This is a genomic window from Ottowia pentelensis, from assembly GCF_964341695.1.
On the sequence record NZ_OZ224513.1, the window covers coordinates 1,913,944 to 1,925,904 of the forward strand.

11 protein-coding genes are annotated in these 11,961 nt (G+C 67.6%); 2 read left to right on the forward strand and 9 right to left on the reverse strand.

Annotated features, from left to right (window positions below; translation table 11 throughout):
• Positions 1-43: 43 nt before the first annotated feature.
• Genes leuD through ACWHMB_RS09325 form a run of 4 tightly spaced genes read right to left on the reverse strand, consistent with a single transcriptional unit; the run spans position 44 to position 3,279 of the window.
• Positions 44-700: a 3-isopropylmalate dehydratase small subunit gene (gene leuD / locus ACWHMB_RS09310; protein WP_377479208.1), complete on the reverse strand. Its 657-nt coding sequence runs from the start codon at positions 698-700 to the stop codon at positions 44-46.
• A gap of 19 nt (positions 701-719) precedes the next feature.
• The gene (locus ACWHMB_RS09315) at positions 720-848 is read right to left on the reverse strand and encodes an entericidin A/B family lipoprotein (protein WP_293221493.1); all 129 of its coding nucleotides are present in this window, start codon (positions 846-848) and stop codon (positions 720-722) included.
• A gap of 22 nt (positions 849-870) precedes the next feature.
• The gene (gene leuC, locus ACWHMB_RS09320; protein WP_377479211.1) at positions 871-2,325 is read right to left on the reverse strand and encodes a 3-isopropylmalate dehydratase large subunit; all 1,455 of its coding nucleotides are present in this window, start codon (positions 2,323-2,325) and stop codon (positions 871-873) included.
• Between the two features lie 33 nt (positions 2,326-2,358).
• Positions 2,359-3,279: a LysR substrate-binding domain-containing protein gene (locus ACWHMB_RS09325; protein WP_377479214.1), complete on the reverse strand. Its 921-nt coding sequence runs from the start codon at positions 3,277-3,279 to the stop codon at positions 2,359-2,361.
• A gap of 332 nt (positions 3,280-3,611) precedes the next feature.
• On the opposite strand from ACWHMB_RS09325, the gene ACWHMB_RS09330 reads away from it, so the two are divergent.
• Positions 3,612-4,046, forward strand: coding sequence for a thermonuclease family protein (locus ACWHMB_RS09330; RefSeq protein ID WP_377479217.1), 435 nt, complete (start codon positions 3,612-3,614; stop codon positions 4,044-4,046).
• A gap of 8 nt (positions 4,047-4,054) precedes the next feature.
• Here ACWHMB_RS09330 and speE read toward each other — a convergent pair whose 3' ends face one another.
• The 5 genes from speE to ACWHMB_RS09355 form a co-directional block, all read right to left on the reverse strand.
• Entirely contained in the window at positions 4,055-5,317 is a 1,263-nt protein-coding gene (speE, locus tag ACWHMB_RS09335; RefSeq protein ID WP_377479220.1) for a polyamine aminopropyltransferase, read from the reverse strand.
• 196 nt (positions 5,318-5,513) lie between these two features.
• Positions 5,514-8,117 carry a bifunctional aconitate hydratase 2/2-methylisocitrate dehydratase gene (gene acnB, locus ACWHMB_RS09340; protein WP_447648515.1) on the reverse strand — a complete coding sequence of 868 codons (2,604 nt, stop codon included), beginning with the start codon at positions 8,115-8,117 and terminating at the stop codon, positions 5,514-5,516.
• A gap of 76 nt (positions 8,118-8,193) precedes the next feature.
• Entirely contained in the window at positions 8,194-8,766 is a 573-nt protein-coding gene (locus ACWHMB_RS09345) for a hypothetical protein (protein ID WP_293221505.1), read from the reverse strand.
• Between the two features lie 54 nt (positions 8,767-8,820).
• On the reverse strand, positions 8,821-9,798 hold the full coding sequence (locus tag ACWHMB_RS09350) for an HpcH/HpaI aldolase/citrate lyase family protein (RefSeq protein ID WP_377479229.1): 978 nt from the start codon (positions 9,796-9,798) through the stop codon (positions 8,821-8,823).
• Positions 9,799-9,829: 31 nt separating this feature from the next.
• Entirely contained in the window at positions 9,830-10,816 is a 987-nt protein-coding gene (locus ACWHMB_RS09355; protein ID WP_377479232.1) for a malate dehydrogenase, read from the reverse strand.
• 228 nt (positions 10,817-11,044) lie between these two features.
• Between ACWHMB_RS09355 and ACWHMB_RS09360 the strand changes: the two genes are divergently transcribed.
• Positions 11,045-11,827, forward strand: coding sequence for a GntR family transcriptional regulator (locus tag ACWHMB_RS09360; RefSeq protein ID WP_377479245.1), 783 nt, complete (start codon positions 11,045-11,047; stop codon positions 11,825-11,827).
• The last annotated feature ends 134 nt before the right edge of the window (positions 11,828-11,961 follow it).

An 11,961-nucleotide genomic window follows, 5' to 3' on the forward strand; every position in this document is an offset into this window, starting at 1 on the left:
CTGATTTGGCTTGAAACCCCTGGGCGCACCACCACGCGCCGGTTCAACCCAGGGTGCCGAAGGTGTGGGCCAGCCAGGGCTTGGCGGCCAGGCGGCGCGCCTCGAAGCTCTTGATCTCGTCCTGGTGGCGCAGCGTGAGGCCGATGTCGTCCAGGCCGTTCAGCAGGCAGTGCTTGCGAAACGGCTGCACGTCGAAGGCGACTTCGGTGCCATCGGGCTGGACGACCACCTGGCGCTCCAGATCGACCGTCAGCTGGTAGCCGACAAAGGCCTGCACCTCGTCGAACAAGCGGGCGATGACCGAGTCGGGCAGCACGATGGGCAGCAGGCCGTTCTTGAAGCAGTTGTTGAAGAAGATGTCGGCAAAGCTGGGCGCCAGGATGGCGCGAAAGCCGTATTGCTGCAGCGCCCACGGGGCGTGCTCGCGGCTGGAGCCGCAGCCGAAGTTCTTGCGCGCCAGCAGGATGGAGGCGCCCGCATAGCGCGGCTGGTTGAGCACGAAGTCCGGGTTGGGCTTGCGCGTGGCCGGGTCCATGCCCGGCTCGCCGTGGTCCAGGTAGCGCCATTCGTCGAACAGGTTGGGGCCGAAGCCGGTCTTCTTGATCGACTTGAGGAACTGCTTGGGGATGATGGCGTCGGTGTCGACGTTCTCGCGGTCCAGCGGGGCCACCAGGCCCTTGTGCACGGTGAATTTTTCCATGGTGAAGTGATGGCCTGGCTTATTTGTCGGCGGCGCGCTCGATGGCGCCGCCGGCTTTTTGCACGTCCTGGCCGACGCCCTTGACGGTGTTGCATCCGGCCAGCACGAAGGTCAGCGCGAGGGCGAGGAGGGTGGCGGTCTTGCTCATGGTTGGCTCCTTGGGTTGGGGGTCAGGCAAATTGGCGAATGTCGACGAAGTGGCCGTGTACCGCCGCGGCGGCGGCCATGGCCGGGCTGACCAGGTGGGTGCGCCCGCCCGCGCCCTGGCGGCCCTCGAAGTTGCGGTTGCTGGTGGAGGCGCAGCGCTCGCCGGGCTCCAGGCGGTCGGCGTTCATGGCCAGGCACATGCTGCAGCCGGGTTCGCGCCACTCGAAGCCGGCGGCGATGAAGACCTTGTCCAGCCCCTCGGCCTCGGCCTGCTTCTTGACCAGGCCCGAGCCCGGCACCACCATCGCCAGCTTGACATTGGGCGCCACCTTGCGCCCGATCTTCTTGAGCGTGGCGGCGGCCGCGCGCAGGTCCTCGATGCGGCTGTTGGTGCAGCTGCCGATGAAGACCTTGTCGATGTGGATGTCGCTCATGGCCTTGTTGGGTTGCAGGCCCATGTAGGTCAGCGCGCGCTCGATGGCGTGGCGCTTGCTGGCGTCCTTTTCCTTGTCGGGGTCGGGCACGCGGGCGTCGATGCCGACCACCATCTCGGGGCTGGTGCCCCAGCTGACCTGCGGCACGATGGCGCGGGCGTCCAGCTCGACCACGGCGTCGAACTTGGCGCCTTCGTCGCTGTGCAGCGTGCGCCAATAGGCCACGGCCTGGTCCCACTCGGGGCCGCCGACGAACTGGCCGGTCACCGGGTCGGTACCGGGCGCCATGGCGCGGCCCTTGACGTAGTCGATGGTCTTGTCGTCGACCGCCACCAGGCCGGCGCGCGCGCCCGCCTCGATGGCCATGTTGCACACCGTCATGCGGCCTTCCATGCTGAGGGCGCGGATGGCGTCGCCGCCGAATTCGATGGTGTAGCCGGTGCCGCCGGCGGTGCCGATCCGGCCGATGATGGCCAGCACGATGTCCTTGGCGGTGATGCCCGGCGCCACCTGGCCGTTGACGCGGATCAGCATGTTTTTGGCCTTCTTGGCCAACAGGGTCTGCGTAGCCAGCACGTGCTCGACCTCGCTGGTGCCGATGCCGTGCGCCAGCGCGCCGAAGGCGCCGTGCGTGCTGGTGTGGCTGTCGCCGCAGACCACGGTCATGCCCGGCAGGGTGGCGCCGTTCTCGGGGCCGATCACGTGCACGATGCCCTGGCGCTGGTTCAGAAACGGAAAGTACGCTGCCGCGCCCACGCTCTTGATGTTGGCGTCCAGCGTGCTCACCTGTTCCTTGCTGATCGGGTCTTCGATGCCGTCGTAGCCGCGCTCCCAACCGGTGGTGGGCGTGTTGTGGTCGGCCGTGGCCACCACGCTGCTGGTGCGCCAGACCTTGCGATGCGCCTGGCGCAGGCCCTCGAAGGCCTGCGGGCTGGTGACCTCATGGACGAGGTGACGGTCGATGTAGAGGATGGCGGTGCCATCGTCTTCGGTGTGGACGACGTGCTCGTCCCAGATCTTGTCGTACAGCGTGCGGGCGGACATGGTGCGGAGAACTTCCTTTGGGTGATTGAAATTTTAGGCCTTGCCGGCGGCCGTCAGGTGCTCGACCAGGGCGCGGGCGGTGACCGGCAGGCTGGCGAAGTCGCGCGCGACCAGGCTGATGCGGCGCCGCGCCCAGTCGTCCTGCAAGGGGATGCAGCGCAGCGCGCTGGCGCCGTGGACGAGATCGAAGGCGCGCTGCGGCATCACGCCCACGCCCAGGCCGTTGGCGATCATGCGGCACATGGCGTCCAGCCCGGTCACGCGAATGCGCAGGCGCACGCTGCGGCCCGCCTGCGCCGCCGCCTGATGCATGGCCAGGGCGATCGAGCTGCCGGCGTGCAGGCCGACGTGGTCGTAGTCCAGCGTGTCTACAAAATGAATAGCTGCTCGCGCTTTGGGGACAAGGCCTGGCGGCGCAATCAATGCCAAATGGTCTTCGCGGTAGGGGCGCAGCTGCAGCGTGCTCGCGCCGCTGCCGGTGTTGCAGATGCCCAGGTCGGCGGCACCCTCCAGCACGGCGCGCTCCACCTCGGAGGACAAATGCTCTTCCAGATCGATCTTGACCTGCGGGTGGCCGTGGACGAAGCGCCCCAGGTCTTCCGGCAGAAACTGCACGATGGCCGACATGCTGGCGTGCATGCGCACGTGGCCGCGCACGCCGCTCGCGTATTCGCTCAGCTCGCCGTGCAGCTGGTCCAGGCCGTACAGCACGTTGCGGGCGTGGTGCAGCAGGCTTTGGCCCGCCGGCGTGAGAGTGACACCGCGCGCCTGGCGGTAGAGCAGGGCGGTGCCGAGGGCGGCTTCGAGCTCGGCCACGCGCTTGCTGACGGCGGAGGCGGCAATGTTTTCGCGCTGCGCCGCCTGCGCGATGCTGCCGGCCTCGGCCACGGCCACGAAGAGGCGCAGCGAGGTCATGTCCAATCGACGATCGGAGGAGCGGGCGAGGGCAGTCATGGCGCGCTGAGCGGTTCAGGCATCTTCAAATGAGTTGGCTTATTGGATTATCAACCATATTTCTTGTTTTGACATCGCCAAACGAGATGCTTCGCGTCAAGCCAAGGTGATATTTCCGCGTGACGCAAGCCCGCGATTTGTCCCCGCGCCTTGTGGGCCGACTTGTGGAAAAGTGCCTGAACAAGCCGCGCAAGCCGCGCCCCGTCTGGCTTTGCGGGCGATGCCTCAATTTTGAGCAGCGGTTTTTCGGCTTGTCGCCGTGCTCGCTCGCTGCGGTGGCGCCGTGATCCAACCGTTACCATCGGCGCCCCGAAACGAATGGAGAAGCAGGCGTGTTGGCGACGGCCTTGTTGTGTTGGGTTCTGAGCGTCGGCGACGGCGATTCGCTCAAGGTGCGCTGCCCGCAGGCGCCGCACGAGCGCACGCTGCGGCTGCGCGTGGCCGAGATCGACGCGCCGGAGTTGCGCCAGGCGTTCGGGCGCAAGTCGCGGCAGGCGCTGGCCGCGCTGTGCCAGCGCCAGCGTGCCCAGGTGGAGATCCGGGAGCAGGACGTCTATGGCCGCTCGGTGGCGCGCGTGCGCTGCCAGGGCGCGGACGTGGCCCAGGCCCAGGTGCGAGCCGGCATGGCGTGGGTGGCGCCGGGTTACGCACGCGGCGACGGTGATCTGCAAGCCCTGGAGCGCCAAGCCCGCCGGCAACGCACCGGCCTGTGGGCGCAGGCGCGGCCCACGCCCCCGTGGGTGTATCGCCACCGCCGCTCGCGCTGAGGGCCGCTTCAAGCCAGCATGGCGCGGTAGTAGTTGGGCAGGGCGAACAGCGCGCCGTGCACGTCGGCGTTGTAGTGCTGCAGCCGAGCGATGGCACGCTGGTCGATGCGCGCCTGCACGTCCGGCTTGGCCAGGCTGGCGGGGCGCAGCGCGTCGGACGCCACGGCCAGCCCCCAGTAGGCGCCGTACAGCGGGATGTACAGGCCGTAGGGGCTGACCTGCGCAAAGCGCTGGTGCAGGTGGCCCAGCAGCGTGCGCACCTGGGCCGGGTGAAACACGGGGCTGCCCAGGTGCAGCACCAGCGCCCCGCCGGGCGCCAGCGCCCGCTGCATGCGGGCCAGCGCCGCCGGCTCGTACAGCGCGCTGGCAGGGGTGTCCGGGTCGGTCAGGTCCATCAGGATCAGGTCGAACTGGCCGGGCGAGCGGTCCACATAGGCCATGCCGTCGCCGATCTCGATGCGCACGCGCGCATCGTCCAGCGCGCCGCGATGCACCGCGTGCAGTTCCTGGCGGGCCAGCTCGACGACCTGCGCGTCGAGTTCGGCAATCACCACCTCGCGCACGCTGGGGTGCTTGAGCAGCTCTTCGGCGGCGCCGCCATCGCCGCCGCCGATGATCAGGCAACGCTGCGGCGCGGGGTGGGCGATGGCGGCCGGGTGCACCAGCGCCTCGTGGTAGAAAAATTCTTCCTTCTCGGACGTCATGAAGCGGCCATCGAGCCGCAGCACGCGGCCGAAGCGGGGCGTTTGCAGCAGCTCCAGCGACTGATGCGGTGTGTTCTGGCGCTCCAGCACCGTGCCGCGCAGGCTGAAGGCCGCCGACGGCGTCAGGTTCTCGACGATCCAGCCTTCCTCCTCGGGCGCGGGTGAGGCCTGGGGCGACGTCGCGCCGATGTCGCCGCGCAGCAGGCGATTGCGCACCACGCGCTGCGGTCGGTAGGCCCGCACGACGTTTTCCAGCAACTGGCTGGCCTTGGTGGAGTTGTCGGTGGAGAAATTGCACACGTACACGTCGAGCGTGACGTTGCCGGTCTCGGGCCAAGTGTGGATCGCCAGGTGCGATTCGGCCAGCAGCAGGGTGCCGGTCACGCCACCGGGCTGGCCTTGCCATGCTGGAAACTGCACCCAGCGGTCGTCCACGCGGGTCAGGCCAGCCGCCTCGGTCTGTGTGCGGCACAGCCGGGCAATGGCGTCGGGGTCGGTCATCAATTGCGGTGCGCATTGGCACGCATACAGATCAGCGGTCAGGTGCAAACCTTGCACGCCCTTCACCTCCTTGGAGCCCGGCCGAGCGGGTGGTCCGATCGCGTCCGGTGTTGTGAGACAAAGCGTTTGATTGTAGGAGGTGCGCAGCGCATGGCCAGCGAACACAATTCATGGCGCGCGGGGCCACGAAAAAGCCGCCGCGGGCAGGGGCCCGGGGCGGCTGAAAACCAAGCGTTTGCCGCGGCAAGCGCTTCGGCGTCGATCAGGCGGGAACGCCCTTGGCGACCTCGGCGTATTCCTCGATCTGGTCGAAGTTCATGTAGCGGTAGACGCTGGCCTTGTCCGCGTCGATCACGCCCATTTCCTTGAGGTATTCCTCACGCGTGGGCAGCTTGCCGATGCGCGAGGCAATGGCGGCGAGCTCGGCCGAGCCCAGGAACACGTTGGTGTTCTTGCCCAGGCGGTTGGGGAAGTTGCGGGTGGACGTGGAGATCACGGTGGCACCTTCACGCACCTGCGCCTGGTTGCCCATGCACAGCGAGCAGCCGGGCATTTCGGTGCGCGCGCCTGAAGTTCCGAAGGCAGCGTAGTGGCCTTCCTTGATGAGCTCGTTCTGGTCCATCTTGGTGGGCGGGGCCACCCACAGCTTGACGGGGATGTCGCGCTGGCCGCCCAGCAGCTTGGCCGCGGCGCGGAAGTGGCCGATGTTGGTCATGCACGAGCCGATGAAGGCCTCGTCGATGGGGGTGCCGGCGACTTCGGACAGGAACTTGGCGTCGTCCGGGTCGTTCGGGCAGCAGACGATGGGCTCCTTGATCTCGTTCATGTCGATCTCGATCACGGCGGCGTACTCGGCGTCCTTGTCGGCCTCCAGCAGATCGGGCTTGGCGAGCCAGGCCTCGACCTTCTCGATACGGCGCTGCAGGGTCTTGGCGTCGGCATAGCCGTTGGCGATCATGTTCTTCATCAGCACGACGTTGGACTGCAGGTATTCCTTGATCGGCGCGGGGTTCAGCTTGATCGTGCAGCCGGCGGCCGAGCGCTCGGCCGAGGCGTCGGACAGCTCGAACGCCTGCTCCACCTTCAGGTCTGGCAGGCCCTCGATTTCGAGAATCTTGCCCGAGAAGACGTTGATCTTGCCGGCCTTGGCCACGGTCAGCAGGCCGGCCTTGATGGCGTACAGCGGAATGGCATGCACCAGGTCGCGCAGGGTCACGCCCGGTTGCAGCTGGCCCTTGAAGCGCACCAGCACGGATTCGGGCATGTCCAGCGGCATCACGCCCGTGGCGGCGCCGAAGGCCACCAGGCCGGAGCCTGCGGGGAAGCTGATGCCGATCGGGAAGCGCGTGTGAGAGTCACCGCCCGTGCCCACGGTGTCGGGCAGCAGCAGGCGGTTGAGCCAGCTGTGGATCACGCCGTCGCCCGGGCGCAGGGCCACGCCGCCGCGGTTGCTGATGAAGGCCGGCAGCTCGCGGTGCGTCTTCACGTCCACGGGCTTGGGGTAGGCGGCGGTGTGGCAGAAGCTCTGCATCACCATGTCGGCGCTGAAGCCCAGGCAGGCCAGGTCTTTCAGCTCGTCGCGCGTCATGGGGCCGGTGGTGTCCTGGCTGCCCACGGTGGTCATCTTGGGCTCGCAGTAGGTGCCGGGGCGAATGCCCTGGCCTTCGGGCAGGCCACAGGCGCGGCCGACCATCTTCTGCGCCAGGGTGAAGCCGGCCTTGGATTCGGCGGGCGCTTGCGGCAGGCGGAAGGCGGTGGAGGCGGCCAGGCCCAGGAACTCACGCGCCTTGGCGGTCAGCGCGCGGCCGATGATCAGGTTGATGCGGCCGCCGGCCTGCACTTCGTCCAGCAGCACGTCGCTCTTGAGCGCGAAGTCGGCTATTTTTGCGCCGGCCTTCTCGATCCTGCCCGCGTAGGGGTAGATGTCGAGCACGTCGCCCATCTCCATCTTGCTCACATCCACTTCGATGGGCAGCGAGCCGGAGTCTTCCTGCGTGTTGAAGAAGATGGGGGCGATCTTGCCGCCGAGCGTGACGCCGCCAAAGCGCTTGTTGGGCACGAAGGGGATGTCCTGGCCCGTGGCCCAGATGACGGAGTTGGTGGCCGACTTGCGGCTGGAGCCGGTGCCCACCACGTCGCCCACGTAGGCGACGACGTGGCCCTTTTTCTTCAGGTCCTCGATGAACTGCATGGGGCCGCGCACACCGTCCTTCTCGGGCTTGAAGGCCGCGTCCGGGCGGGTGTTCTTCAGCATCGCCAGGTAGTGCATGGGGATGTCGGGGCGCGTGGTGGCGTCGGGCGCGGGCGACAGGTCGTCGGTGTTCGTCTCGCCGGGCACCTTGAACACGGTGACGGTGATTTTTTCGTCGACCTTGGGGCGGCTGGTGAACCACTCGGCATCAGCCCAGCTTTGCATCACTTCCTTCGCCTTGGCATTGCCGGCCTTGGCCTTGGTGGCCACGTCGTTGAAGAAGTCGAACATCAGCAGCGTCTTCTTCAGCGCCTCGGCGGCCACGCCGGCGACTTCGGTGTCGTCCAGCAGCTCGATCAGCGGGTGCACGTTGTAGCCGCCCACCATGGTGCCCAGCAGCTCGGTGGCCTTGGCCTTGGAGATCAGGCCGACCTGGATGTCGCCATGGGCCACGGCGGCCAGGAAGGAGGCCTTGACCTTGGCGGCATCGTCCACGCCCGGGGGCACGCGGTGGGTCAGCAAGTCCAGCAGGAACTCGGCCTCGCCCTGAGCTTCGGGATTCTGCGGGTTCTTGATCAGCTCGATCACGTCGGCCACCTGCTTGGCATCCAGGGGCAGGGGCGGGATGCCCAGGGCGGCGCGTTCGGCGGCGTGGGCACGGTAGGCTTGCAACATGAGTGGATCCTGAAAAAAGGCAAACGAGAGCAGCGTCCCGCCACAGTTAGCGGGAACGGTACCGGGGAAAAAATCGTCAGGGCTTGGGCGCGTCGAACAGCGCGGGCTGGGGATGCGACTCGAGTTGCGCCGCGACGGCCTGCTGGGCCGGCGACACGCAAGCATCGGCCACGCGCTGGCCCAGCTTCTGGTTCATCAGCATCGACTTGTTGCCCAGTTGCAGCCACAGGGCGCCGGCGCGGTTGTCTTCCATGCGCACGGCGCCGGTGCGGCTCTCGACCGGGTGCATGTAGTAGCGCTGCTTGCCCGAGCTGACATAGAAGAAACCGGGGTTCTTCTCGTCCGCCGTCACGGTGACATGGGCGCCCAGTTCACAGGGAATGGTGCCGGTCTGGATGGTCTTGGCGATCGCCAGCTCGCCATCGGTCAGGCGCGAGCTCAGCGACTCGACGGGCGTATTCGTCTCGACCGCCTTGGCGGTCTTGGCCGGCACGCCCTTCTTGGTGACGGTCTTCTTGGCGTGTGCCTTTTTCGCTGGCGCCTTGTGGGTGGCAGCCGGCTTCTTGGGCGCCGTGGGCGTCTGCGCCTGGACAGCGCCGACCGACAGGCCCAGGGCGGCGGCAACGAAGGCAAGGGCGGGGAGTTTCATGCGGTGGTCACTCTTGAAAGGATGGGAAATGCGGATCATGGCACGCAGGCGGTGTCAGAACCATGCGGCCGCCGGGGCGGGCAGGGTGCGTCCGGTCGCGTGCGCCCGTTGCAAGACCTGCCAAAACAGGCGATAGCTGGCCCGGTCGTGCAGCACGCCGCCGTGGTTGATGGGCGCCCAGTCGGCCTGGGCGGCCGCCAGCAGGATGGCGCTGGCCTGATCGATCTGCCGCTCGTCGGGTGCAAAGGCCTCGACGATGGGACGGATCTGGTTGGGGTGGATGCTCCACATGCGCGTGTAGCCCAGCTCGCGCGCCGCCCGTTGCGCGGCGCGGCGCAGCGCGGCGGTGTCGTTGAACTCGGTGACCACGCCGTGCGAGGGCACCTTGCCCGATGCGTGGGCGGCCGAGGCGATTTCGAGCTTGGCACGCAGCACCAGGGGGTGCTTGAACTGCCCCTCGATGCCCATGCCGTCGGCGGGGATGGCGCCGGCGTGGGCCGACACGAAATCCATCAGACCGAAACTGAGCGACTGCACGCGCGGATGCGCCGCGATGTCGAAGGCCCGGTGCACGGCCGCGGGCGATTCGATCAGCGCGTGCAGCGGCAGGCCGGGGGCGAAGTGGCGCAGCAGCGTGCGCTCGGCGTGCGCGACGTCATCCACCGACTCCACCTTGGGGATCATGATGTGGCGCAGGCGATGCCCCGCCTGACCGGCGATCTGGGCCATGTCGGCCTCGAAGGCGGGGTGATCCACCGGATGCACCCGCACGCCCACGCGGGCTTCGGGCGCGGCCGCCAGCGCCAGCTCGGTCACCAGCCGGGCGTGCGCGGCTTCGCCGCCCACGGGGGCGCCGTCCTCGCAGTCCAGCGTCACGTCGAACACGCAGGTGCCGACCTCGGCCGTCATCTCGGCCTGCAGTTGCAGGCTCTTGCGCATGCGCGACTCGACGCCGCTGTAGTGATCGCACACCGGCAGCGCCACGGCGCCCGCCTGCGCGGTGCTGAGGACGTCACGGGGATGAGCGGGCATGATGGCCTTGGTGTGAGCAGCTGGGTTCGGCTCAGAGCAGGTGCTTCACGCCGTCCTTCTCGCCCTCGAGCTCGGCCAGGGTCTTGTCGATGCACTTCTGGCTGAAGGCGTCGATCGGCAGGCCTTCGACCACCTTGTATTCGCCGTTCTCGCAGGTGACGGGAAAGCCGAACACGGTGTCCTTCGGAATGCCATACCAGCCCTGCGACGGAATGCCCATGGTGACCCACTCGCCACCCGTGCCCAGCGCCCAGTCGTGCATGTGGTCGATGGCCGCGTTGGCGGCGCTGGCGGCCGAGGACAGGCCGCGCGCCTCGATGATGGCGGCGCCGCGCTTGCCGACGGTGGGCAGGAACACGGTTTCGTTCCAGACCTGGTCGTCGATCAGGTCCTTGACGTTCTGGCCGCCGATGGTGGCGAAGCGGTAGTCGGCGTACATGGTGGGCGAGTGGTTGCCCCACACGCACAGCTTGCGGATGTCAGCCACGGCCTTGCCGGTCTTCTCGGCCACCTGGCTGAGCGCGCGGTTGTGGTCCAGGCGCAGCATGGCGGTGAAGTTCTTGGCCGGCAAGTCGGGCGCCGACTTCATGGCGATGTAGGCGTTGGTGTTGGCCGGGTTGCCCACCACCAGCACCTTGACGTTGCGGCTGGCCACGGCGTTGAGCGCCTTGCCCTGGGCGGTGAAGATCTGGGCGTTGGCGGCCAGCAGGTCGGCGCGCTCCATGCCCGGGCCGCGCGGACGGGCGCCCACCAGCAGGGCGTAGTCGGTGTCCTTGAAGCCGGTCATCGGATCGCTGTGTGCCTCCATGCCCACCAGCAGGGGAAAGGCGCAGTCCTGCAGTTCCATCATCACGCCCTTGAGCGCCTTCTGGGCCTTCTCGTCGGGGATCTCCAGCAGTTGCAGGATGACGGGCTGGTCCTTGCCCAGCATTTCGCCGGAGGCGATGCGAAACAGCAGGGCGTAGCCAATCTGACCTGCGGCGCCGGTGACGGCCACGCGAACGGGTTTCTTGCTCATGGAAGGTTCTCCAGACGGTTGCGATGAAAAAATTCTTGCTCGGTCAGCGCCCACGACGGCACTCGGGCCATTGAAATGCGCGATCCAGACAACCCGCAAGTGTAGCGGTGAACGGGCCTCAAGGTCAATTGATCTTATGTCTTATATAAGATATGATTCTTGCGATCTCACACGGGCGTCGACACGCCTGTTTACGGTGTCACCATGGCCACAACCACCCATTCCTTCATGCCTGCGGACAACGATTCGCACGACCCGCCGGGACTGGTGGCGGCGACTGGAGCGGCGCCGGCGTTCAGCCCGCTGTACCAGCAGATCAAGGCCCTGATCCTGAACGGGCTGCAGCAGGGCGAGTGGAAGCCGGGCGAGGTGATTCCCAGCGAGTTCGAGCTGGCGGCGCGCTACAAGGTCAGCCAAGGCACGGTGCGCAAGGCGATCGACGAGCTGGCCGCCGGGCATCTGCTGGTGCGCCGCCAGGGGCGCGGCACTTTCGTGGCCACGCACGCCGAGCAGCAGGTGCAGTACCGCTTTCTGCGCCTGCATCCGGACCAGGGCGCGGCCGACGGCGAAGGGCCGGCGCAGCGCGACTTCGTCGACTGCCGGCGTGGCCGCGCGCCGGCGGACGTGGCGCGTGCCCTGGGCCTGCGCACGGGCGATCCGGTGTTGCAGTCGCGCCGGCTGCTGCGCTTCGGCGGCGTGCCCACGATCCTGGAAGACCTGTGGCTGCCCGGCGGACCGTTCAAGGGCCTCACGGCCGAGCGCCTGATGGACTATCACGGCCCCATGTATGCGCTGTTCGAGTCCGAGTTCGGCGTGCGCATGGTGCGTGCCGACGAAAAGATCCGCGCCGTGGCACCCGACGCCGCCCAGGCACGGCTGCTGCAGGTGCCGCAGGCGACGCCCTTGCTGAGCGTCGAGCGCATCGCCTACACCTACAACGACGTGCCGATGGAACTGCGCCGCGGCCTGTATCGCACCGACACCCATCACTACCGCAACCAGCTCAACTGAGCCGGAGGCGGGCCGGTGTTCGGAGGGCACCGCGACACGCCAGAGACAGCAGGCCGCGATGTGGTTTGCTGCGTTGCAATAGAATTTGCGCACCTCATCGCCAGAAATTACAAGGCAGTTACACCATCGCACGA